This is a genomic window from Nocardia altamirensis NBRC 108246 (assembly GCF_001612685.1).
Classification (GTDB): domain Bacteria; phylum Actinomycetota; class Actinomycetes; order Mycobacteriales; family Mycobacteriaceae; genus Nocardia; species Nocardia altamirensis.
In genome coordinates this window covers 1-23,020 of the sequence record NZ_BDAY01000013.1, presented here as the reverse complement: position 1 = coordinate 23,020, position 23,020 = coordinate 1, and the positions used below count along the sequence as shown (strand labels likewise).

Annotated in this window: 26 protein-coding genes; 11 read left to right on the top strand and 15 right to left on the bottom strand. The window is 66.0% G+C overall.

Translation table 11 applies throughout. From position 1 onward, the window contains the following. The 4 genes from NA11_RS09065 to NA11_RS09055 all read right to left on the bottom strand — a co-directional run bounded on the left by NA11_RS09065 (position 1) and on the right by NA11_RS09055 (position 4,086). Entirely contained in the window at positions 1 to 1,800 is a 1,800-nt protein-coding gene (locus NA11_RS09065; protein ID WP_069161355.1) for an ABC transporter substrate-binding protein/permease, read from the bottom strand. A gap of 137 nt (positions 1,801 to 1,937) precedes the next feature. After that, positions 1,938 to 2,732 carry an LLM class F420-dependent oxidoreductase gene (locus tag NA11_RS09060; RefSeq protein WP_069161354.1) on the bottom strand — a complete coding sequence of 265 codons (795 nt, stop codon included), beginning with the start codon at positions 2,730 to 2,732 and terminating at the stop codon, positions 1,938 to 1,940. A gap of 168 nt (positions 2,733 to 2,900) precedes the next feature. After that, positions 2,901 to 3,506, bottom strand: a complete 606-nt coding sequence (locus tag NA11_RS44670) for a hypothetical protein (RefSeq protein WP_141717491.1) — start codon at positions 3,504 to 3,506, stop codon at positions 2,901 to 2,903. After that, a complete protein-coding gene (locus tag NA11_RS09055) occupies positions 3,499 to 4,086 on the bottom strand; it encodes a hypothetical protein (RefSeq protein ID WP_167837606.1) in 588 nt (195 codons plus the stop codon). Before NA11_RS09055 ends, NA11_RS44670 begins: the two co-directional genes overlap by 8 nt. Before the next feature lie 224 nt (positions 4,087 to 4,310). Between NA11_RS09055 and NA11_RS09050 the strand changes: the two genes are divergently transcribed. Then, on the top strand, positions 4,311 to 5,396 hold the full coding sequence (locus NA11_RS09050) for an ABC transporter ATP-binding protein (protein ID WP_069161352.1): 1,086 nt from the start codon (positions 4,311 to 4,313) through the stop codon (positions 5,394 to 5,396). Between the two features lie 51 nt (positions 5,397 to 5,447). Here NA11_RS09050 and NA11_RS09045 read toward each other — a convergent pair whose 3' ends face one another. The 3 genes from NA11_RS09045 to NA11_RS09035 form a co-directional block, all read right to left on the bottom strand. After that, complete coding sequence (locus NA11_RS09045) at positions 5,448 to 5,927, bottom strand: hypothetical protein (protein ID WP_141717489.1); 480 nt, start codon at positions 5,925 to 5,927, stop codon at positions 5,448 to 5,450. Further along, complete coding sequence (locus NA11_RS09040; RefSeq protein WP_069161350.1) at positions 5,924 to 6,178, bottom strand: hypothetical protein; 255 nt, start codon at positions 6,176 to 6,178, stop codon at positions 5,924 to 5,926. Before NA11_RS09040 ends, NA11_RS09045 begins: the two co-directional genes overlap by 4 nt. Positions 6,179 to 6,694: 516 nt before the next feature. Continuing rightward, positions 6,695 to 7,303, bottom strand: a complete 609-nt coding sequence (locus NA11_RS09035; protein WP_069161349.1) for a hypothetical protein — start codon at positions 7,301 to 7,303, stop codon at positions 6,695 to 6,697. Between the two features lie 108 nt (positions 7,304 to 7,411). Here NA11_RS09035 and NA11_RS09030 point away from each other — a divergent pair, with 108 nt between their 5' ends. Further along, the gene (locus NA11_RS09030) at positions 7,412 to 7,780 is read left to right on the top strand and encodes a winged helix-turn-helix transcriptional regulator (protein WP_218023272.1); all 369 of its coding nucleotides are present in this window, start codon (positions 7,412 to 7,414) and stop codon (positions 7,778 to 7,780) included. A 6-nt stretch (positions 7,781 to 7,786) separates the two neighbouring features. On the opposite strand, the gene NA11_RS09025 is transcribed toward NA11_RS09030, so the two are convergent. After that, positions 7,787 to 8,302 carry a winged helix-turn-helix transcriptional regulator gene (locus tag NA11_RS09025; protein WP_084654393.1) on the bottom strand — a complete coding sequence of 172 codons (516 nt, stop codon included), beginning with the start codon at positions 8,300 to 8,302 and terminating at the stop codon, positions 7,787 to 7,789. Between the two features lie 99 nt (positions 8,303 to 8,401). Between NA11_RS09025 and NA11_RS09020 the strand changes: the two genes are divergently transcribed. After that, a complete protein-coding gene (locus tag NA11_RS09020; RefSeq protein ID WP_069161348.1) occupies positions 8,402 to 9,571 on the top strand; it encodes a thiolase family protein in 1,170 nt (389 codons plus the stop codon). A 43-nt stretch (positions 9,572 to 9,614) separates the two neighbouring features. Here NA11_RS09020 and NA11_RS09015 read toward each other — a convergent pair whose 3' ends face one another. Continuing rightward, positions 9,615 to 9,935: a hypothetical protein gene (locus NA11_RS09015; RefSeq protein ID WP_069161347.1), complete on the bottom strand. Its 321-nt coding sequence runs from the start codon at positions 9,933 to 9,935 to the stop codon at positions 9,615 to 9,617. Positions 9,936 to 9,979: 44 nt separating this feature from the next. Further along, on the bottom strand, positions 9,980 to 10,357 hold the full coding sequence (locus NA11_RS09010) for a hypothetical protein (protein ID WP_069161346.1): 378 nt from the start codon (positions 10,355 to 10,357) through the stop codon (positions 9,980 to 9,982). A 112-nt stretch (positions 10,358 to 10,469) separates the two neighbouring features. On the opposite strand from NA11_RS09010, the gene NA11_RS09005 reads away from it, so the two are divergent. Beyond that, positions 10,470 to 11,456: an o-succinylbenzoate synthase gene (locus NA11_RS09005; RefSeq protein ID WP_069161345.1), complete on the top strand. Its 987-nt coding sequence runs from the start codon at positions 10,470 to 10,472 to the stop codon at positions 11,454 to 11,456. Between the two features lie 189 nt (positions 11,457 to 11,645). On the opposite strand, the gene NA11_RS09000 is transcribed toward NA11_RS09005, so the two are convergent. Continuing rightward, complete coding sequence (locus NA11_RS09000) at positions 11,646 to 12,167, bottom strand: TIGR04338 family metallohydrolase (RefSeq protein WP_069161417.1); 522 nt, start codon at positions 12,165 to 12,167, stop codon at positions 11,646 to 11,648. 16 nt (positions 12,168 to 12,183) lie between these two features. Next, a complete protein-coding gene (locus NA11_RS08995; protein WP_069161344.1) occupies positions 12,184 to 13,047 on the bottom strand; it encodes a DUF2786 domain-containing protein in 864 nt (287 codons plus the stop codon). A gap of 153 nt (positions 13,048 to 13,200) precedes the next feature. Between NA11_RS08995 and NA11_RS08990 the strand changes: the two genes are divergently transcribed. From NA11_RS08990 to NA11_RS08965, 6 genes are all read left to right on the top strand, one after another. Continuing rightward, positions 13,201 to 14,502: an ABC transporter substrate-binding protein gene (locus NA11_RS08990; protein ID WP_069161416.1), complete on the top strand. Its 1,302-nt coding sequence runs from the start codon at positions 13,201 to 13,203 to the stop codon at positions 14,500 to 14,502. Between the two features lie 137 nt (positions 14,503 to 14,639). After that, entirely contained in the window at positions 14,640 to 15,572 is a 933-nt protein-coding gene (locus NA11_RS08985; protein WP_069161415.1) for a carbohydrate ABC transporter permease, read from the top strand. Then, a complete protein-coding gene (locus NA11_RS08980; protein WP_174567672.1) occupies positions 15,572 to 16,450 on the top strand; it encodes a carbohydrate ABC transporter permease in 879 nt (292 codons plus the stop codon). The genes NA11_RS08985 and NA11_RS08980 overlap by 1 nt, the downstream gene beginning before the upstream one ends. 205 nt (positions 16,451 to 16,655) lie before the next feature. After that, a complete protein-coding gene (locus NA11_RS08975) occupies positions 16,656 to 18,893 on the top strand; it encodes a transglycosylase domain-containing protein (RefSeq protein WP_069161343.1) in 2,238 nt (745 codons plus the stop codon). A 466-nt stretch (positions 18,894 to 19,359) separates the two neighbouring features. Further along, positions 19,360 to 19,818: a GyrI-like domain-containing protein gene (locus NA11_RS08970; protein WP_069161342.1), complete on the top strand. Its 459-nt coding sequence runs from the start codon at positions 19,360 to 19,362 to the stop codon at positions 19,816 to 19,818. Between the two features lie 10 nt (positions 19,819 to 19,828). Then, positions 19,829 to 20,254 (top strand): GyrI-like domain-containing protein, encoded by a 426-nt coding sequence (locus NA11_RS08965; RefSeq protein WP_069161341.1) that lies wholly within the window; start codon positions 19,829 to 19,831, stop codon positions 20,252 to 20,254. Between the two features lie 75 nt (positions 20,255 to 20,329). Here NA11_RS08965 and NA11_RS08960 read toward each other — a convergent pair whose 3' ends face one another. Beyond that, entirely contained in the window at positions 20,330 to 21,427 is a 1,098-nt protein-coding gene (locus NA11_RS08960; RefSeq protein ID WP_069161340.1) for an inositol-3-phosphate synthase, read from the bottom strand. Next, complete coding sequence (locus tag NA11_RS08955) at positions 21,420 to 21,977, bottom strand: PadR family transcriptional regulator (RefSeq protein WP_069161339.1); 558 nt, start codon at positions 21,975 to 21,977, stop codon at positions 21,420 to 21,422. Before NA11_RS08955 ends, NA11_RS08960 begins: the two co-directional genes overlap by 8 nt. A 170-nt stretch (positions 21,978 to 22,147) precedes the next feature. Here NA11_RS08955 and NA11_RS08950 point away from each other — a divergent pair, with 170 nt between their 5' ends. Beyond that, complete coding sequence (locus tag NA11_RS08950) at positions 22,148 to 22,567, top strand: DUF5318 domain-containing protein (RefSeq protein WP_167837604.1); 420 nt, start codon at positions 22,148 to 22,150, stop codon at positions 22,565 to 22,567. A 178-nt stretch (positions 22,568 to 22,745) separates the two neighbouring features. Here the strand turns inward: NA11_RS08950 and NA11_RS45545 are convergent. Then, positions 22,746 to 23,020: hypothetical protein (locus tag NA11_RS45545; protein WP_218023271.1), on the bottom strand; the 275-nt coding region annotated here is incomplete at its 5' end.

Genomic DNA, 23,020 nt, shown 5'->3' with positions numbered 1-23,020 from the left:
CTAACCGCGCCCTTCCGTGATCGTGGCGGCCTCGACCTGGTCGATCGGCCGGTCCGGCCGACCGGTGCGCATGCGGCGGTCGATGTAGTTCACCAGGTGGGTGAGCGGGATGGTCAGCAGCAGGTACACCAGACCGGCGGCGACCAGCGGAGAGAGGTTTCCGGTCTGCGCGTTGAGGTCGCGGCCGACCGCGAACAGCTCGCGCTGGGTGGCGAGCAGGCCGAGGAAGTAGATCAGCGAGGAGTCCTTGATCAGCGCGATGAACTGGTTCATCAGCGCGGGCAGCACCCGGCGGACGCCCTGCGGGATCACCACCAAGGTCATTGCCTGCCGGTAGCCGAACCCGATGGCACGCGCCGCCTCCAGCTGGCCCGGCTCGACGGACTGGATACCGGAACGGAAGATCTCGCCGATATAGGCCGATGCCAACAATGCAAGCGCTACCGCGCCGAGCCAGTACGGGTTGTTTCCGGTGATGCTGCGGGCGACCGGGCCGATGCCGAGGCCGATCAGCAGGATGATCACCACCGCGGGCAGCCCGCGGAAAATGTCGGTGTAGACCCGGGCAGGCCAGCGCAGCCAGCGCGTCCGCGCGATGCCTGCCACCGCGAGCAACATGCCGAGGACAGTGCCGAGCACACCCGAAACCACCGCAAGGATCAGGGTATTCGGCAGACCCGTCTTGAACAGGTCGGGGAACGCCTTGCGGTACAACGACCAATCGAAGAACGTGTCGCGCAGTTGCTGCAGCGTGGATTTCGGCGCGTTGTCGGCGGCGTCGGCGGGCTTGCGTTCGGCGGCAATGGCCGCGAAGTCCGGCAGCTGCGGCAGCGGCGCCGCCTTGGAACCCGGCTTCCAGCCCGGCGGCAGCTCCCTCGGCACCCACTCGGCGTAGAGCCTGGCGTAGGTGCCGTCCGCGATGACCGCGTCCAACCCGCTGTTGAGCGCGTCGATCAGCGGCTGGTTGGTCTTGGCGACGGCGTAGCCGACGAAGTTGTCCAAGCTGAAGGTGTTCTGCGACACCGCTATTCCGTCACCCGGCTTGATCAGGCCCTCGGCCTGCACGGCGGGCGCGACCCAGGCGTCGACCTGACCGGACTTCAGGTTCGCGTACGCGGTGTTGTAGTCCGGGAACTTCACCGGGTCCAGGTGCAGGGTGTTGACCACGAACTCGTCCTGCACCGTGCCCTGCACGACGGCGATGCGGGTGCCGCGGTTCAGGTCGGTAAAACCCTTGATGGCGCTGCTGTTCGGCGCGACAAGGGAGAAGTAGCCGAAGTCGTAGCCGTTGGTGAAGCCGACCAGCTGACGACGCGCGTCGGTGGTGGTGATGTTCGACGAGCCGACATCGAAGCGACCGCCCGCGACCTGGGCAAGCAGCCCGGCGAACTCGGTGCCCGAGTACTGCACCTGCAGGCCGAGTTTCGCGCCGATCGCGGTGAGCAGCTCGTTGTCGAAGCCGGTGAACGCGCCCTTGCCGTTCACGCAGATGCTCGGCGGCGCGTCCGACAGTGTGCCGACGCTCAGTTTGCCCGGCGTGATCAGCCCGAGCTTGGCGGTGTCGATCGAGGCGAGCGGCGCGGTGGTCGCGGTCGTGTACTTGTCCGCGCCTGCCGTCTGCGCGGAAGCCAGGTTCGTCGGCGCGGCCGACGCCGAGCTCACCCCGGGCGGCGAGCACAGGTTGCGTTCCGACGACGCATCACCCTCGGTGCCGGAACCGCAGGCCGTGGCCGCGAGGCCAACGGCAAGCAATATCACGGCGATCAACGCACGAGACCGCACAGCGGGCAGACCAGCCATGATGAATAACCCTAGCCGCGCGCGAGGTGCTAACCCGCAGCTACCCCGACGTCAGCGCACCGCCACCAGGAACGGGACAAGTCGGACCAGGGCCGGTGGGGTTCGAATCATGGTGATCCGAACTCTGGTTCACCGGCTCAGGCAAGCCCGCTCACCGGCTCCGGGTTCACCTCGTCCCGCCAGCGGATCGCGCGCTCGACCTCGCTGAGGTCGTACGCGGGCCCGCTGACGCCGATGGTGAACAGCGAAACACCCGCCTCCACAAAGGCAGGCGCCTTCGCGAGGCCAGGCCACTGCACCGAGCGTTCGATCCGCGCCTGATCGGTGCCGACGGCGGCGCAATGGTCGGCGAGCACCTTGTTCTTGTGCGCGAGGTCATCGAGGTCGGCGAAGCTGTGCCACACGTCCGCGTACTCGGCAACCAGGCGGAGGGTCTTCTTCTCGCCACCGCCGCCGATGAGGATCGGGATGTCCCTGGTCGGCAGCGGGTTCAGCGTCTTCAACCGCGCGCTGAGCCTGGCCATGTTCTCCTTCAGCAGCGCGAGCCTGCTGCCCGGGGTGCCGAACTCGTAGCCGTACTCGTCGTAGTCCTTCTTGAACCAGCCGGCGCCGATGCCGAGGATGAGGCGGCCGTCGCTGATGTGGTCCACGGTGCGGGCCATATCGGCGAGCAGGTCCGGATTCCGGTAACCGCCGCCGGTGACCAGCGCACCGATCTCCACCCGCTCGGTCTGCTCGGCGAAGGCGGCGAGCATGGTCCAGCATTCGAAGTGCGCGCCGGTGGGGTCACCGGTGAGCGGATAGAAGTGATCCCAGTTGAAGACGATGTCGACCCCCGCGTCCTCCGCGCGCCGCACCGCGTCACGAATGAGCCCGTACTTCGGCGCATGCTGTGGCTGCAGTTGGACTCCGATCCGCACCGCTCGACTCATGGCATCTCCTCGTCGCGTTGGGTTTCCCGATCGAGGCTACCGGCGCTGCGGAAGTCCGATCCAGCGTTCAGCGCACGGTCGCCATCGTCACCGAAGCCGCACACGGACTGGACGAAGCGCACCATGCCGGACTACCGCACCGAGATCTGAAGCCCGCCAACAGGAACGTCAGCTATTCGAGCTCTCATCTCGGCAAATGATGCGGCTCTCATCGGTCGGCTGCAGCAATGCTCGCATAAAGGCAGGACCATCGTCTGCACGCACCACACCCTTGGTGCCTTGGATTTCTATGCCGTCTTCAAACCATTTCCACGCCTCATTGTCGGCGTACGGATCGAAGACCGTCACGGAGGCACGGCCGTCTGCCATCAATCGGAATTCAGCGGTGCGACGATGGCCTTTGTTCTTAAATCTGTTACTGAACATATACATGCCTACTGACGCAGGTGTACCGTCACCCATTTCTTCTCGAGGTTCTACGCGCGAGCCGGCGCTCTCAACACTCTCATCTCGAAGAAATACGTAACTCATGTTATACGGCTTCAACAAGGTTCGCATAAAAGCAGGACCATTGTCGCCTCGAATCGCCTCGTACTCGCCGCCGAGGTATTCGAAACCACTAACATACCAACTCCTTGCAAAAGGGATAGCATCAGGCTCGAAGACCGTCACCGCAGCTCGACTGTCCGCCAACAGTCGGAATTCCATGTTGCGATGCAAACCCCCACTTCTTAATTCGAATATCCCGACCAGGCTCGGCGTGTACTCACTCATCTTCTCGCTCTTCCTCGCGTCGGGGCGGCGTGCTCATGGACAGCGCCGCGCCCAGAGTGGATTGACCCATTCTCTCCGTGTTCAGCCGTGACTGGAAAATTGTTCCTGACCAGTTCTCGCCAGTTATCCTGCGGCGGCTGCGAATTTCCATCAATCGATGCACGGCTCCATCGATCGCTACTTCACTCGGGTTGAATGTGACTGAGCCGTCATCGCGGTTGTAGTCGTGCATGTCCCACAGCGGTGACTGGTCGAGGTGTTTGGGATCGATGACCTTGTTGTCGGGTCCAACGGTGACGGTGTGGTTCAGGCCGAGCCGATAAGTCTTGTTACCGTTAGCCCACTCGCTGTAGTGGGCGAGTTCGCGGCCTTGGTTGTCGAGGATGCGCGCGTCGGTCCATGGCCGGTCGGCGCCATCGGAACCACCTTGGGGCACACGGACTTCGGTGCCGTCGTGACGGTTGATCAGCACGGCCGGGCCGGTCGCGTAGACCCATGCCGGACCCGATCTGTCAGGTGCCAACCCGGCCGGAGTCGCTGGTGGCGCCGGGACCCAACGGCCCTGGGCGGCATCGAACATCTCGTTGGCGTGGGCTCGGCGTGGCGGCGCGATGAACCGCGAATTGACCGGAGTGCGAGTGCCTGCACAATGCGGAAGTTGCATGGCCGGTGACGCCGATCTGGACCTATCGCGAGCGAACTCGAGCAATTCGTGCGCGAGTCGCTCAGATCCAGTAGCATCGCGGGTCAACCCTTACTCGGATCGTCCGGCACGTTCCTGCCGGTGATGGGATGTGATTTGTCATGGCCACGGTGACCTTCGACCGCGCTACGCGGCTCTACCCCGGCTCAACCAAACCCGCTGTCGATGCCTTGAATCTCGAGATCGCAGACGGCGAATTCCTTGTTCTCGTCGGCCCCTCCGGCTGCGGAAAGTCGACCTCGCTGCGCATGTTGGCCGGCCTGGAAGACGTCAGCGACGGGCGGATCCTGATCGGCCCCAACGACGTGACGCACGCCGAGCCCAAGGAACGCGATATCGCGATGGTGTTCCAGAACTACGCGCTCTACCCGCACATGACCGTCGCCGAGAACATGGGTTTCGCGCTGAAACTGGCCAAGGTCGCCAAGGCGGAGACGCAGAAGCGAGTGCTCGAGGCGGCACAACTGCTCGACCTGGAGCCGTACCTGGACCGCAAGCCGAAGGCGCTGTCCGGCGGTCAACGCCAGCGCGTCGCGATGGGCCGGGCGATCGTGCGCCAGCCGCAGGTGTTCCTGATGGACGAGCCGCTGTCCAACCTGGACGCGAAGCTGCGCGTGCAGACCCGCACTCAGATCGCGCAGCTGCAGCGCAGGCTCGGCACCACCACCGTGTACGTCACGCACGACCAGGTCGAGGCGATGACCATGGGCGACCGCGTCGCAGTGCTCAAGGACGGCCTGCTGCAGCAGTGCGCGACCCCACGCGACCTGTACCAGGACCCGGTCAACGTCTTCGTCGCAGGCTTCATGGGCTCGCCCGCGATGAACCTGTTCACGCTGCCGGTGCCCAACGGATCCATCTCGCTCGGCGGGCACGAGCTGCCGCTGCCGCGCTCGGTCGTCGACGCCGCCGAGGGCTCGGTGGTGGTCGGCATCCGGCCCGAGCACTTCGAACTCGGCAACGGCACCGGGACGGGCATCGAGATGGAGGTCGATGTGGTCGAGGAGCTCGGCTCCGACGCCTACATCTACGGCCGCACCACCTCCGAGGGCAATGCCGCCGGGGAAACCATTGTGGCGCGGGCAGATTGGCGCAACCCGCCGTCGAAGGGCACCCGGGTGCGGTTGTCCACCGACCCGACCCACACCTACTTCTTCTCCACCCAAGACGGGCGTCGCCTGAACTGAGCACCGACCAGGCGTCGCGTCTGATATCAATGCGGCGCCTGGTATTTCGACTCAGTCCGTTCCCCGTTTTCTATCACGGTAAGCCCGTTGTTTGCAGCGCTGGCTGCAGTACTGCCGCGGACGTCCTTTCGCCTCGAACATCCATCGCGGTATCGGCTCTCCTGCCGCGAGGAGCTCGTACCACAAGGGCTGGCACTCTTTGCGCACCTTTCGATGTCGTTCCAAGGACGTTCGGCAGGTGCGACAGTGCTCCTGACTCTCTGCCGGAAGCCGGTCACCGCAGTAAGCCGCTAGCGCGGCCATGTAGTCGGAGTTGCCGCGTACCTTTGCCAAGCGACTACCGATGTAGAGGGCGAGATCGCCGTCGCGGCGGCCCTGTACGCCGGGGTTGAGACCGAGCATGTGGCGGACGAATATCGCGTCCGCCGGTGACATTGCCCCGGCGATGGCGCGGCTGAGGTCCGCGCCGAGAAACCCGTCTGCCACCAGGTTGGCCAATGCGTCCGGTGGGCGGACACGTCGACGGCTCATCGGGCCTCCTCGTCCAGGTTCCGCTTCGGCGCGTTCAAGGGGCGCCTTGCACGGTTCGAGCGACCGGCCCTGCGGCCGAATGCCGCAGCGAATGCCTCGAACACACGCGGAACATCCTCCGGGCGGGCGCGCCGTAGCGCAGTGGTCGCCACAATGATGACCGCGACGGCAAGCACGAGCACCGGTAATTGCACCCAGAACACCGTCCAGCCCGTACCTGCCACCGCAGCGGAGATCGCACCGATCGACATGACATCCCTTCCCGGAAACGACGAAAGGCCTCCGGCGCGTGATACGCCGAAGGCCTCGAAACGAAAGTAGCCCCAACCAGGAAGGTTGAGGCTTGCACGGGCAGATGTATGCCCGATCGACAGAAGGCTAGCGTGACAACAAGATTCGGGTCAATACCCCAGGTAGATCCATTTTCTACGCCCGCGCGTCAATCGCGCCGCTGTTCAGTTTCGTAACGCCTACATTTCTGCGGCGATCAACGAAGCCATCTACTCACCGGTGCGGGTCGGGCTGGTCTTGGGCCTGCGCGAACGCGGCATCAGACCAGCCAAACCCTCCTCGGCAAACCGGCCCCGATGTGCTGTCACTCGAGACACGTTCTAGCAGCCCCGGGGGTGCAGACCTACGGAAGGGGTGCGGATTTGGCAGGGCCGCGGATTTTGCTGGGTCACAGATGTTCGATGCTGTTCACAGAGGTTCTAGCCTTTGTGGATAGCGAGCAGGGTTTGTGCGACCTTGGGGGTGTACTCAGATGCTCAGCGGCGGGTCAGTTCGATCTCCAGCACCTCGCGAATGTAGATCTCCAAGAAACCCGGCAGGTAGGGGCTCGCCGCGATTCGGTCGAAGACCTCGACGAAGCGGGGATCGGGGGTCTCGGTCAGGGAGACGATTCGCCACGTGTTGAGTGGTCGCTCCTCGGTGCCCGACACCCCGTGCTCGACATGGAAGACCGGCTGACCCGTTCCCGCATGCAGGAGTTCGCCGTCGGGGCCGGGCACTTCGGCGGCACCGATGAACGTGACGATCTGGTTCGCGTGGTCGAGGTGAGTCTGTTCGAGCACGAGGCCGTACGTCTCTGGTGCGAGCCACAGCCGCTGGGTGGAGCTCCGCACGAAGATATCGTCCTCGCCCCATGATTGCGCTGCGCCGGAGACGACGTACGGGATGTAGATGTCCGGACGCCTGGATTTGCGAATCTCCATGTCCCACAGCATGGTTCGGGTGAAAATCAGCGGGCTCGCCAGCTCGTAGCGATCGGCGAGCACCTGGTTGACGTCGAGCGGCGGTAGTTCGCATGTCGTGTTGGCCGAATCTTCCCAGGCCGCACGGAAAGTCTTCTTGTGGTCGACGGTATCCACTTCCATCTCCAACTCTGTTGTGACAGCCCCGATCTCATCCCAACCGAAGCCACTATTAAATTTATAGTGACTACTGAGATGCGAGTCAATACGTATCCGTGTTACGGTGGGAACGTGGACGAGGCAGTGGCGGCGCACTTCGAGCTGCGCCCAGGGTTCTGCGCGAGCTATCACCGAGGAATCGAGCTGATCGGCAAGCGCTGGAACGGCGTCATCCTGCGCGAGCTACTCCTCGGCGCAAAGCATTTCGTCGAGATCCGGCGGGCCATCCCGGCACTCACCGACAGCATGCTCTCCACTCGCCTGCGCGAGCTGGAGGCCGAGGGCATCGTCTCGCGGACCGTCTACGACGAGACGCCGGTGTGCGTGGAGTACGAGCTCACCGAGATGGGCCGAGATCTACAGGAAGCGGTCGCCGCACTCAATCGATGGGCGAGCCGGTGGTTCCCCTCGGACGAGGATGGGAACGTCCGCAAGGACTGAGCGAGATCAGTGCCTGGCCGCCTTGCGGGCGTCCAGATAGTCGTCGTTGACGCGCACGCCGAGTTCTTCCAGCGCGATCTCGCGGCCGGACTCGCTGCGGACCTGCACGCGCACCGGAGCACCGGTGGATTCCTCGACAAGCAGCAGCGGCGCCGGTCCCGGCTGCAGGTAGGCGTCGCCCCACTGCATGAGGGCCAGCACCGCAGGCAGCAGGTCACGGCCCATATCGGTCAGCACATATTCGTGCCGGGTGCGTTTGCCCTGCTCTTGATAGGGCTGCTTGGTGAGCAGTCCCGCCTCGGTGAGCTTGCGGAGCTGACTGGCCGCGGCCGCGTCGGTGATGCCGACCCGATTGGCGAAACCGTCGAACCGGGTGGTGCCGTAGTAGGCCTCGCGCAGGATCAGGATGGCCGACCGGGTGCCGACCAGATCCATCGCCTTGGCGATCGAGCAATCCGTCGTCTGCCACGAGCTCAGATCGGCCAACTGCCCTTCCATCACTGCTGCCATGACGAACATCATAGCCATGCTGACTTTCCTCAACTATTGCCAGGTGTAACCTGACTATGTGTTGATAGAGCCAGGCAAGGCCGCCGGGCTCACGGTCCGAAAGGAAGCGTCATGAGGGACGCGGTAATCGTCGAAGCGGTACGCACGCCGATCGGCAAGGGCAAGCCGAACGGTGCTCTGCACAACGTCAACGCGGTGGACCTGCTCGCCAACAGCCTGCGCGAGGTGGTGGACCGCAGCGGCATCGATCCGGCACTGATCGACGACGTGATCGGCGGCATCGTCACCCAGGTCGGCGAGCAAGGCATGAACATGACCCGCCGGGCCGCGCTCGCCGCGGGCTTTCCCGAGTCCGTGCCCGCGACCACGGTGGACCGGCAGTGTGGCAGCAGCCAGCAGGCCATCCACTTCGCCGCCCAAGGTGTCATCTCCGGTGCGTACGACATCGTCGTCGCCGCCGGTGTCGAGTCGATGGGACGAGTTCCCATGGGCGCCAACCTGGTCGGCTCCGAGGACGTCTCCGGCGTCGGCTTCGCCGCCCGCTATCCGGAAGGTCTTGTGCCGCAGGGGATCAGCGCCGAACTGATCGCCGCCAAGTGGGGACTGACCCGCACCCAGCTCGACGAGTTCGCCATCGGCAGCCACGAAAAGGCCGCCCTGGCAACGAAGAACGGCCTGTTCACCCGCGAACTTGCGCCGATCAACGGGCTGCAGACCGACGAGGGCATCCGCGTCGGCAGCACCCTCGACACCCTCGCCAAGCTGCGTCCCGCCTACTACGACGAGGCGATGAGCGCCCGCTTCCCGCAGATCGGCTGGGAGATCACCGCGGCCTCCGCGAGCCAGGTCAGCGACGGCAGCGCGGCGGTTCTCATCATGACCAGCGAGCGCGCGAAGGAACTCGGCCTGAAGCCGCTGGCTCGCCTGCACAGCTTCGCCGTCGTCGGCGACGACCCGTTGCTGATGCTCACCGCCGTAATCCCGTCGACCCGAAAGGTGTTGCAGCGCGCGGGACTCCAGATCGCCGACATCGACCTCTTCGAGGTCAACGAGGCCTTCTCCCCGGTCGTCCTCGCCTGGGCCGAGGAAACCGGCGCCGACCTCGCCAAGGTGAACGTCAACGGCGGCGCCATCGCCATCGGCCACCCGCTGGGCGCCTCCGGCACCCGCCTGGCCACCACCCTCGTGCACGCCATGCAAGACCGCGGCGCCCGCTACGGCCTGCAAACCATGTGTGAGGCAGGCGGTCTGTCGAACGCGATGATCCTCGAACGCCTGTGATCTCGAGTTGAGCCGGCGCCCATCGTTCGCGGTGGGCGCCGCGTCAGATCTCGGCGAGGACCAGCGCGATCAGGAAGCCGAGCAGCCACGATCCGATGATCAGCGGCACCGCCGTCATCGGGGTCCAGGCGATCGGCATGCGGTAGCGCAGTTTTCGTATCACCAGCGCGATCGTCCAGATCAGCGCCACCACTACGCCACCCCAGCCGACTACCTGGGCGATCGCCAGGTATCTGCTGTCCGGCGCGACCAGCTCGTAGAGCGACACGAAAGCCACTGCCAGCCCGGCGCATCCGAGCGCGATCAGCGAAGCGAGTAGTGCACGCATGATGTCCGGCACCCACTCCCGTGCTCGCCAGGCCACATACGAATGATCTGCCCTCGGACACGGCGATTCAAACGCCAAGGCTAAGAACCGGTGTAGACCTGGGAGGCCAGCGCGACACCGCCGAGGAACGACGCGACGATCATGATCATCGCGAGCACCGGCCAGTACCACTGGTACCAGCGCTGCACGGCCGCAACGATGACCATCACCAGCGAGCCGACCAGCGCCACCGCGGTGCCGCCCCATGACACCGCGAACGCGGCGCCGAGGTAGCCGTCGCGGCAGTTGTTCGCCGAACACGGGTCGGCCGCGAAGGCGAAGAAGACGGTGAAGTAGGCGGCGACCAGTCCGAGTGCCGCCGCGATGGAATACAGCACGAGGGCAAGCACCAGGTCCCAGGTCCGCTGCTGCGGCCGAGCCGGGAATTGCGGCTGCGCCATCGGGTAGTACGTCGTCATGCTTCGAGCATCGCGAACCGGCGGCGCGGGCAGGACCGCAAAACTACTCAGTCCCCATAGGGGAAATCCGGGCTGGTTGGGGCGGAACAGCGTCCCTACTAGGCTGGCGGCGATGACCGATCACGCTGTTGAGAGCATCGTTTACGCGATCCCCATGCGGACCAGGTTCCGTGGCATCACCGTGCGCGAGGGGATGCTGATTCGTGGCCCGCTCGGGTGGGGCGAGTTCTGTCCGTTCACCGAGTACGACGACCGCGAGGCGGCAGGCTGGCTGGCCACCGCGCTCGAGCAGGTGACGGTGGGCTGGCCCGCACCGGTGCGGGAGCGGATTCCGATCAACTGCACGGTGCCTGCGGTCGATCCGGAGCGGGCGCACGCGATCGTCGCCGAGTCCGGCTGCAGCACCGCCAAAGTGAAGATCGCCGACCATCCCGATTCGCTCGCCGAAGACCTCGCCAGGGTCGAGGCGGTGCGCGCCGCACTCGGTCCCGGCGGTGCCGTCCGGGTGGACGCCAACGCGGTATGGGATGTCGACACCGCGGTCCGGCACATCACCCGAATCGACAAGGCCGCAGGCGGTTTGGAGTACGTCGAACAGCCGTGCCGGACCATCGAGGAACTCGCCGCGGTCCGCCGCCGCGTCGAGGTCCGCATCGCCGCCGACGAATCCATCCGCCGCGCCGAGGATCCGCTGCGGGTCGCCGTCGCGGGCGCCGCCGACATCGCGGTGCTCAAATGCACCCCGCTCGGCGGCGTCCGTCGCGCGTTGCGCGTCGCCGAAGCGGCAGGCCTGCCCTGCGTCGTCTCCTCGGCCTTGGAAACCAGTGTCGGCCTGGCCGCCCAACTCGCCCTCGCCGGTGCGCTCCCCACCCTCGACTTCGCCTGCGGCCTCGGCACGTTGTCGCTGCTCACCGGCGACCTGGTTACCGACTCCCTGCGTCAAGTGGACGGCTACCTGCCGGTCCCGCGCACACCACCACAGCCCGACCCCGCACTCGCCGAGCAGTACCGTCAGCAAGATCCGGAACGCACCGCCTGGTGGCACCACCGACTCGAGCGGGCCATGCGCCTCATCGAGACATCACCAGAGTCGGCTTGAACACCTCCCGCGGGCTGGGCCCCGTAAAGCACCGCCCCACAGCGACTTCACAGCCGAAGGTCTGCCCCTTGGTTCCCGACCAACGTGTAGGCCGACCAGTATGGGGCTGCTCCGGAGCACAGAAGGTTCACACTGTTCACAGCAGCTAGAACTCCTGTGAACAGTGTCGAAGGTCTGTGGGCCAGGTTCTCAGCCGAGACGGACGCCGCAGCCGAGCATGGTGGCGCGGAGCAGCAGGGCCGCTTCGGGACCGATGATGCCGTCCACCAATTCCAGGTAGCGGGTGCAGAATTCGGGGCCGTGTGCGGCGACCGAGCCGGGTACGGACTCCAGGTGATGGGCCAGTTCGTGCAGGACAACCAGTTCCCGCAGCGCCCAGGCGGTGCCGCCGTCGGTGTGCAGTGGCACGGCGAGGACGGCGTCCGCCGACTCGTAGTGCGCGGCGGTCGTCCCGGCACGGGAGCGGACGCGCACCGGCGTGCCCGCGCGATCCCAGTGGGCGCGAACCCAATTGAGGGCAAGCACCTTGTCGGCGTAGGTCTGCACGGAATCCACCGAGGCGAACCGCCGCTCGATCGGCAGCGTGATGTGCGAGCCGTAGAGCTCGACGGTGCGGCTACCGTGTTCGTCGGCACGGTCGAACACGCCACGGACCAGCTGCTCGGCGTCGTATACCTTGGCGCGCTGCGTGTCCCGCACGGTCACGAGCATCGTCCTCGGCGGGCGCTCACGCGGAACCGTCGTCCGCACCGCGCGGCTTGCGCGTCAATTGCCCACGCGGCGCACCGAGTTCGGGAGACGTCCCGAGCCGTGCCGCTTTGCCTGCCCGGTCACCGGCCCTGCGGGCCGCCGCCGAATGCCCGGCCGAGGCCTGCGGTCCGCGCCAGGTGCCCCGCGCTTCCGAGTTCTGGGTGTAGAAGTCGGTGAGTTCGATCTCCTTGTTGCGCAAGGCGAGTGCGGTGCCGGACGAGGCGGACTGCTCGGGCACCGCCTCGGCCTCGACCTCCGCCTTCACCGCGGCGAGCCGCTGCCCGATCCGCGCGGCGAACGCCATCTGGAAGTTCAATCGGGCCGTCACGCCGGCCACCGGCGCCTCAACGCGGCGTTGCACCCGGCGACCCCAGCGCCGCTCGGTGACCACCTTCTCCACCGTGGCCGAGCGGTACTGCCCCGACTTGATGTACTGATCCGAGGCACGCACCATCTGCACCAGCAAACTCGCGTACAACGCCTCGCAGGTGTCGATATCGGAATCGAACCCGTAGGCGTACACCTGCGTCGACGTGCGCGCGACATCGCAGCGCACATCGTTGGCGCACGCGATCGCGACGAACAGCTGGACATAGGTGCGCAGCCCGCGCTTGCCCGGCTCGCCGATGGGGATGACCCGCTGAATCGGCGTCGGCCTGCGCTCGCGACCCGCAATGTGGGCACGCGCCACCGCGAGATCGATGGACGAGGTCGTTGCCAGCCGCTGCGCGGCGGCGAGGAACGCCTCGGCCTCGTGCTCGTTGTCGGTGGACTCGGCCTGACGCAGCAGCCCACCGATGCGTGTCAGCATCCGCTCGGGAACCTGATTCTGCGATGTCATCACCAGCGAGCATAACTAGCGCGGACGGGGTGGATCCGTCCGTAGATCGCGGGGACTTCGCGTCACAATCCCGCGAGTCACTCCCACACCATGTATCTTGCGTTGTGCAACCGGCAGGGTGTGCGAATGCTCACGATCGATCTGGAGTCCGCGATGGCTGTGAAAAAGGTGTCGTCCCTACGTACGTCGCTCGTACCGAAGGCCGCGGTCGCGGCTGTCTCGGTCGCGCTGCTGACGGCGACGTTCACCAGCGCCTGCTCCAGCGATAGCGGCGGCAGCCCGACCAGCCAGAACCTGACCGGCCGCGGGCCGATCACCTATGTCGAGGGCAAGGACACCACCGAGACCGGTGCGGTCAAGCAGCTCATCGAGCGCTGGAACGCCTCGCACCCGGACGAGCAGGTGACGTTCAAGGAGCAGTCGAACGACGCCTCGCAGCAGTACGACGACCTGGTCGAGCACATGCGCTCCAAGCAGTCCAACTACGACGTTGTCGCCCTCGACGTGCCGTGGACCGCCGAGTTCGCCGCGAAGGGCTGGATCCAGCCGCTCAAGGACACCTTCAGCATCGACACCTCTGCCCTGCTCTCACCGCCGGTCGCCAGCGCCACCTACAACAACACGCTGTACGCGGCGCCGCGTAACACCAACGGCGGCTTGCTGTTCTACCGCAAGGACCTGGTGCCGGAGCCGCCGAAGACCTGGAAAGAGCTGCTCGACCAGTGCACCATCGCCAAGGAGCAGAACATCGGCTGCTACGCGGGCCAGTTCGCGCCGTACGAAGGCCTGACGGTGAACGCCGCCGAGGTGATCAACGCCTACGGCGGCAGCTTCGTCGGCGCCGACGGCAAGTCCCCGACGGTGAACAGCCCGCAGGCGCGGGCCGGGCTCAAGGTGCTCGTCGACGCCTTCGCCAACGGCGATATCCCGAAGGAAGCCATCACCTTCAAGGAGCCGGAGAGCAGCAACGCCTTCGCGCAGGGCAAGCTGATGTTCCTGCGGTCGTGGCCGTCCACCTACGGTGACGTCGGCGGCGAGGCCTCCACCGTGAAGGACAAGTTCGGCGTCGCCCCGCTGCCGGGCGAGAAGGGTGTCGGCGCGTCGACCCTCGGCGGTTACAACGCCGCGATCAGCGCGTTCTCGAAGAACAAGGCCACCGCGCTCGACTTCCTTCGCTTCCTGATCAGCGAGGACGCCCAGCACATCGTCGCCTCGGGCGCGCTGCCCTCGGTGCGCGCCTCGATGTACGACGACCCGGCGCTCATCGCGAAGATGCCGTACCTGCCCGCGCTCAAGGATTCCATCGCCAGCGCGGTGCCGCGCCCGGTCACGCCGTTCTACACGCCGGTGTCGAAGGCCATCCAGGAGAACGCCTACGCTGCGCTGAACAAGACCAAGTCCGTCGACGACGCGATCATCGGCATGCAGAAGGGCATCGAGACCGCGGGATCGTAGCGCGGAGAGCGAAACGGACCCGACGAGACCCGTAGGAGAGAGAAACGGTGTCGGATCCCTCGGGAGCGGCCAGCACTGTGTCGAGCGATGAGTTCCTGCCACGTAAGCGTGGCCTCGGCGAAACCCTGGCATTGGAAATGCGCCGCTCCGGCAAAGCCTGGCTGTTCATAGCCCCGGTGCTGCTGTCGCTGGCGGTCGTGATCGGTTACCCGGTGGTCCGGGCCGTCTGGATGTCCTTCCAGAAGGATCCCGGCCTCGACAAGACGACCGGCATGTTCGTCGAGGGCGGCAGCGCAGGCTTCTCGAACTACACGCACTGGCTGCTGCAGCAGTGTCAGGCGGCGGGCGAGACGGTCAGCTGCCCGACCGGCAACCTCGGTTCGCAGTTCTGGATGGCCATCGGCGTCACGCTGTTCCTCACCGTGATCACGGTGACGCTGGAGGCCACGCTCGGTCTCGGCTTCGCCATGGTGATGGGCAAGACGTTCCGCGGCCGTGCGCTGCTGCGCGCGGCGGTGCTGATCCCGTGGGCCATCCCGACCGCGGTGACAGCGCGGCTGTGGGAGTTCATGTTCCAGTACGACGGGGTGGTGAACCGGGTTTTCGGCACGCACATCCTGTGGACCTCCGACCCGTGGGCCGCCCGGTTCGCGGTGATCGCGGCCGACGTCTGGAAGACGACTCCGTTCATGGCCTTGCTGCTGCTCGCCGGACTGCAGGTGATTCCGGCCGATGTGTACGAGGCGGCCAGGGTCGACGGCGCCTCGGCCTGGCAGCGGTTCACCCAGATCACGCTGCCGCTGCTCAAGCCTGCCCTGTTGGTCGCGGTGTTGTTCCGGACCATGGACGCGCTGCGCATGTACGACCTGCCCGCGATCATGACGCTGAACAACCCGGCGACCAGGGTGGTGTCGATCCTGGTGGTCGACCAGGTCAGGCAGGGGCCGAACAGCGCGGCCGCACTGTCGACGATCACCTTCCTGATGATCTTCGCGGTGGCGTTCGTGCTGGTGAAAGTCTTGGGCGCCAACGCGGTTCGGACGCAGGAAGAACAGCGGGAGGCACACTGATGTCGACACAGACAACGGAAAAGCCTGCCGGGCAATCGGTTCCGTGGACGCATCGGCTGCGCTCGGTGCGGCTGTACACCGGTGTGATCGTGGTGCTGTTGTGGGGGCTCGGGCCGTTCTACTGGATGGTCGTCACCGCGTTCCGCGACCCCGACTTCACCTTCGACAACACCCCGTGGCCGACCCACGTGACGTTGGAGAACTTCCGCAACGCCTTCGACACCACCCGAGGCAACAACTTCGGCAAAGCGTTGCTCAACAGCGTGATCATCGGGTCGATCACCACCGTTATCGCGCTGGTCATCGGCGTGCTCGCGGCGTATGCGCTGGCCAGGCTCACCTTCCGGGGCAAGTACCTGGTGTCGGGGCTGATCCTGAGCGCGTCGATGTTCCCGGTGGTCGTGCTGGTCACCCCGCTGTTCCAGCTGTTCACCAACCTCGGCTGGATCGGGCAGTACCAGGCGATGATCATCCCGAACATCTCGTTCGTGCTGCCGATGACGGTCTACATCCTCGCCTCGTTCTTCGCCGAGCTCCCCTGGGAACTCGAAGAGGCGGCGCGGATCGACGGCGCGACCAAGATGCAGGCGTTCCGGCTGGTGATGTTGCCGCTGGCCGCGCCCGCGGTGTTCACCACCGCGATCCTCGCGTTCATCGCCGCCGTCAACGAATACCTGTTGGCCCGACTGCTTTCCAGTGGCTCGACCGAGCCGGTGACCGTCGCGGTCGCCCGGTTCTCCGGGAACAACCCGCTGGTCGAGCCGTACGCGGCGATCATGGCCGCTGGCACCATCGTGTCGATTCCGTTGGTCATCATGGTGCTGCTGTTCCAGCGTCGGATCATCTCCGGCCTCACCGCTGGTGGCGTGAAGAGCTGAGTTTCGTCGGGTCGGCACGGCAGGCTGCTGCGGCCGTGCCGACCCGAATACCGCCGTATGCGGGCTTGTCTCACCGTTTTCAGACGGTGCGAAACACGCGCTGCTAGCATCGCCGGTCACCTGGGGCGCGAGTAAAGTCGTGATTCTGGGGCCATTTCCGATCGTTGTTCGTGCAGGTGAGTTTCGACCGACGCTCCGGGAGGAGATGATCGTGGGCTCGTTCGGCAAACGGCGTAGACAGGCGGCACCGTATGCCTCGCTGGCAGGCTGGAATGAGCTGACGACTAGCCCCGCGCGTGGCAAGCGACATGCACACTCGGCCAAACCTTCGCGGCCAACTCCGACCCCCGATCCGAATCGCCCGCCGCGCACCCGAGCCGAACGCATCAGGCGACTGGTGCTCGCGCTCTTCGTCATCTTCGGTGCGGTGCCGCTGCTGTTGTGCGTGCTCGTCTACTGGAGCGCCGAGATCCCCGATCCGGCCGCGGTGCAGACCAACCAGATCGCCACCGTCCTTGCCGCCGACGGCAGCACGGTGATCGCCAAAGTGGTTCCGCCGAACGGCAATCGGACGCCGATCCCGCTGGCCGAGGTGCCGCAGCCGGTGCGCGACGCGATGCTCTCCGCCGAGGACCGCAACTTCTACAGCAACCCCGGCTATTCCACGTCCGGGTTCCTCCGCGCAGCCCGCGACAACCTGACCGGACGGGAGAACGCGGGCGGCGGCTCGACCATCACCCAGCAGTACGTGAAAAACGCCTTCCTCGGCTCCGAGCGCACGCTGACCAGGAAGATGCGCGAGCTCGTCATCGCGGCGAAGATGGCCAGGCAGTGGAGCAAGGACGACATCCTCGCCGCCTACCTCAACACCATCTACTACGGCCGCGGCGCCTACGGCATCGCGGCGGCGACCAAGGCCTACTTCAACAAGCCGGTCAACCAGCTCACCCTGGCCGAGGGCGCGGTGCTCGCGGCGCTGGTCCGCACGCCGTCGATCCTCGACCCGGAGACCCATCTCCCCGACCTGACCGCCCGCTGGCAGTACGTGCTCGACGGCATGGTCGAAATGGGTGTCCTCGCGCCAGGCGACCGGGACGCCACCAAGTTCCCGGCCATCATCCCGCTCAGCGAGATCCCCGACGACAACGTGGCGCGCGGGCCGGAGGGCCTGATCCGCGCCCAGGTGGTGCGCGAGCTGCGCTCCGCAGGGATCAGCGAGCACGAGCTGAATACCGGTGCGCTGCAGATCATCACGACCATCGACGCGAAGGCGCAGCAGTCCGTGCTCGACGCGGTGCGCGGCAGGCTCGACGGGCAGCCGCCCGAGTTGCGCGCCGCGGTCGTGTCCGTCGACCCGCGTTCCGGCGCGGTGCGCGCCTACTTCGGCGGATTCGACGGCATCGGTTACGACTTCGCTCAGGCGCCGCTGCAAACCGGCTCAGCGTTCAAGCCGTTCGCCGCGATTGCCGCGCAGCAGCAGAGCGTGCCGATGAATCGCATGCTGGACAGCTCACCGGTCACCGACCGCGGCACCAAGATCACCAATGTCGACGGCGAATCGTGCGGACGGTGCAGCATGGCCGAGGCACTCAAGCGCTCGCTGAACACCAGCTTCTACCGGCTGACCATGTCGATGTTCGACGGGCCGAAGGCGATCGCCGACGCGGCGCACGCGGCGGGCATTCCGGAGGAGATCCCCGGCGTCCCAGGCAAGACGCTCACCGAGGACGGCGGGCGACCGCTGAACGGTATCGTGTTGGGGCAGTACCTCGTTCGTCCCATCGACATGGCGTCGGCGTACGCGACGATCGGCGCGTCGGGCATGTACCGCCAGCCCTACTTCGTGCAGCGCGTGGTGACCGGCGACGGACGGGTGCTGCTGGATCGCGGCGCCCCCGATCAACAGGTCGGCAAGCAGCTCCCCGCTGGGCAGCAACGCATTCCGCGCACCATCGCCGAGAACACCACCCAGGCGATGACGCCGATCGCGGCGTACTCCAACGGCCACGCCCTCGCCGGTGGCCGCCCGTCCGCGGCGAAGACCGGGACCACCCAACTCGGCGAGTCCAAGCAGAACAAGGACGCGTGGATGATCGGGTTCACCCCGTCGCTGTCCACGGCGGTCTGGATCGGCACCGAACAATCGCAGCCGATTCGCACCGCCCGCGGCAGCGATATCTACGGGGCAGGCCTGCCCGCCGATATCTGGAAGCAGGTGATGGACAACGCGCTCGACGGCACCCCGGTCGAGCAGTTCCCCGGGCCAGGAGCGGCGGCCGCACAGGCCGCCCCCACCACCAGCAAGCCCTCGGGCGGCAGCTACGACATTCTCAATCCGCCGCAGGGCGCGCCGCGGGAACCGGTCATCATCATCCCGCCCGCCCCGGAAGGACCTAAGGAAATGGAAATTTTTCCCGGGCTGAGCATCCCGGTTCCTGGATAGCGATGATGCTGTGACCTTCGGCGTCCCCGGGGGAACGGATGACATGGCAGCATCGTTTGCCAGAGTGAGAGCGAATAACGACTGTGTCGGACCAGGCCGACGCCGACGCCGCGGGATCGATGCGGAAGGATATGCGCTCGAGCGACGACACGCGGTGCGAACTTCAGGCCCGGAGGAGGTAGCTTGCGTAACCACGTAGGGCCAGAGAGCGGCGCCAATCAGATTCAGCGGTGCGAACGTCAGGCCCGAAGGAGGTAGCTTGCGTCACCACGCAGGGCCAGAGAGCGGCGCCACTTAGAGACAGCGGTGCGAGCGGCAAACCCGAATGGCACACCACCGTGCGGGGAATGCTGCCGAATGAAGACGGCGGCGCGAGCGGCAGACCCGGCAGTGGCAGCTAGCGTGACCACGGAGGAGCCCGGGAGCGCCGCCAATTGGAGACAGACGAGACATAGGGGCTACGCCGGTGGATTTCAATGTCGTTGACCAACCCGAGACGCTGGTGGCGGGAACAGTACTTCGCAGCCCGGCGCTCGCGGTCGAAGGACCGCGCCGCGCGAAAGTCGAAGAGGCGTGGAAGCGCAACCTGGCTCGCCAGCTGCCTGGGCCGCCGACGACCGCCTACGTCGACCATGCGCCGGAAATCAATTCGTACCTGACCCACATCGTCGGCTACCGCTGCCGCAACCTCGACGACTTACTCCCCGGCGATGTGCTGGCCAGGGTGCCCGCCGGTCGATTCGCCCGGTTCATCGCCAGCGGCGACAACCTCGGCGACACCGTCGTCTACATCTGGCGCTCGGTGTGGGACGCCGAGGCGGCAGGCCGATTCGTGCGCGCCTACACCGGCGATTGGGAGCACTATCCCGACTCGCGCACGGTCGAAGTCTTCGTAGCTCTGGCAGACGATCAAGTCGACGGGTAGGAACAACACTGTGGACTTCGAGATTGTCACGTTGGACGAGAGCCTGGTCGCCGGACTGACCGTCCCGCTAGCAGGCCGTGAGGTCACCGCGCGCGACCTCGACCTGGTCAACTTCACCTGGGACCGCTACCTGGCGCGGGACAAGAACGTGCCGCGGGTGGCCGCCTATATCGGCCAGAACGATCACGCCGTCGCCGTACTCGGCTACGAGGTCGCGTCGATGGCCGAGATGGACGCAGGCGACGTGCTGACCCGCGTGCCGACCGGCCGCTACGCCAAGTTCGTCGTCTCCGACAAGCCCTACGACCTGCTACGCACCGCGTGGGCCCAGGTGCGCAAGGCCGAGAGCGCCGGCACCATCACCCGCTCGCACACCGCCGAAATCGAGCGCTACACGGGCCCGACCTCGGTCGAGGTCTACGTCTCCCTCGACTGAACACCCCCGGACAGCAGAAAGCCGGTCGGAAAACTCCGACCGGCTTTTCTGACTCCCTAAGGGCTGCTGGGGAACTCAGGCGTCGATGATGAACGCTTCCAACTGCTCGCGGGCGATATCGTCGGCGAGCTGCTTGGGCGGGGACTTCATCAGGTAGGCCGACGCCGGGATGACCGGTCCGCCGATGCCGCGGTCCTTGGCGATCTTCGCCGCACGCACCGCGTCGATGATGATGCCCGCCGAGTTCGGCGAGTCCCACACCTCGAGCTTGTATTCCAGGCTCAGCGGCACGTCGCCGAAGGCGCGACCCTCGAGCCGGACGTAGGCCCACTTGCGGTCGTCGAGCCAGCCGACGTGATCGGACGGGCCGATGTGCACGTCGTTGGCGGTGAGCTCCTTCTTCAGGTTGCTGGTGACAGCCTGGGTCTTGGAGATCTTCTTCGACTCCAGCCGCTCGCGCTCGAGCATGTTCTTGAAGTCCATGTTGCCGCCGACGTTCAGCTGCATGGTGCGGTCGAGCTGCACGCCGCGATCCTCGAACAGCTTCGCCATCACCCGGTGCGTGATGGTCGCGCCGACCTGGCTCTTGATGTCGTCACCGACGATGGGAACGCCTGCCTTGGTGAACTTTTCGGCCCACACCGGGTCGGAGGCGATGAACACCGGCAGCGCGTTGACGAACGCGACGTTCGCGTCGATGGCGCACTGCGCGTAGAACTTGTCGGCCTCTTCCGAGCCGACCGGCAGGTAGGACACCAGGACGTCGACGTTGTTGGCCTTCAGCACCTGCACCACGTCGACGGGCTCGGCCTCGGACAGCTCGATGGTCTCGGCGTAGTACTTGCCGATGCCGTCGAGGGTCGGACCGCGCTGCACGACAACATCACTCGGCGGCACGTCGGAGATCTTGATGGTGTTGTTCTCGCTGGCGAAGATCGCTTCGGCGAGGTCGAAACCGACCTTCTTGGCGTCGACGTCGAATGCGGCGACGAACTTCACGTCCCTGACGTGGTACTTGCCGAACTTGACGTGCATCAAGCCTGGCACGGTCGCGGTCTCGTCCGCGTCCTTGTAGTACTGCACACCCTGGACCAGCGAGGAAGCGCAGTTGCCCACGCCTACGATGGCGACGCGAACTTCGTTGGCGTTGTCAGCCTTCTTGTCATCACTCATGGCCGATATTTCCCTCTTTCTGTGGTGCCGCCTTCGTCGATTGCTCCGCCGCAATCAACTCGTTGAGCCAGCGCACTTCGCGCTCGCTTGATTCGAGTCCGAGCTGGTGGAGCTGCCGGGTGTAGCGATCGAGCGACCCGCTGGCCTTCTTGATCGCCTCCCGGAGTCCTTCTCGGCGCTCCTCGACCTGGCGCCGCCTGCCCTCCAGAATCCGCATCCGCGCCGTGGCGGGGGTGCGGCTGAAGAAGGCGAGATGCACGCCGAAGCCGTCGTCGGTGTAGTTCTGCGGTCCGGTGTCGGCGAGCAGTTCGCTGAACCGTTCACGGCCCGCAGGCGTCAGTTGGTAGACGCGGCGCGCTCTGCGCGCGACCACGCCCGCTGGGATCTCCTCGGCGATCAGTCCGTCCGACTGCATGCGGCGCAGCGTGGGATAGAGCGACCCGTAGGAGAAGGCCCGAAACGCGCCGAGCAGGCCGGTCAGCCGCTTACGCAGCTCGTAGCCGTGCATGGGCGATTCGAGGAGCAGCCCGAGGATTGCCAGCTCGAGCACCGGGCTTCACCTCCCTGACTATGTACAGACCTAACCGATGGATGCGACTCCAAACTATATCGGAGCGATATAACTGTCTACAGTTCTAGCCGATATAAACGGCCCTTCAGCGGGTTTTCGGTACCCCTGAGCCGGGGCGGCCCCACGACAACACCGCTACTCTGGTTCTCGTGCGAATCCAGCGGCAAGTGGTCGACTACGCCCTTCGGCGGCGGTCGTTGCTGGCCGACGTGTATGCGGGCCGCGTCGACGTGGCCGAAGTATGTGACGCAAATCCCTATCTGCTGCGTGCGGCGAAGTTCCACGGGCGGGGGAGCGAGGTCACATGCCCCATCTGCCGGAAAGAACAACTCACGCTTGTATCTTGGGTCTACGGCGACACCCTCGGTCCGGCGGCAGGATCGGCTCGCGCACCGGAGGAGCTGACGCGCCTCGCCGAGACTCGTGAAGAGTTCTCGGTCCATGTCGTCGAGGTATGCCGAAGCTGCAGCTGGAATCATCTGGTGCAGTCCTACGTGCTCGGGAACACGCCTGCGCCGCCGCGCCGCCGCGCGGGAACCCGAGCCAACCGGCGCACCGCAGCCGAATGAAGTGCCTGGTCATCTGCCCGTCGGGTGACTCGCGGAGCCACAACGTGTCCGCAGCGGCGCACCCCGCCGCTCCGAGCCACCAGCAACGTCACGAGTTATGGAGATCTTGTCAGTGAATTCGCCCTACGAGACTTCCCCCTACGGCGATGACCCGCACGGCGGCCGTACTCCACGCGGTTCACATCCAGGACCCCCGCAGCAGCCGCACCCACGCCAGGGACCGCCACCCGGTGCCAGGCCTGGCCCGCCGCCGCAGCGTCCAGCGCCCTATCCAGGGGAACTCCGTGGGCCGCAACCGCAGCCGCAGCGCAGGCCCGGCCCGCCGCCGCAGCAGCGACCCCCGCAGGGCAGGCCTGCCGCAGGCGCGCCGAATGGTGCACAGGCGACCCAGCGCATCGAGCGGCCGAACGAGGCGGTGGCCAGGCGCGGTGCGCCGCCCGCCACCGGCCCGCG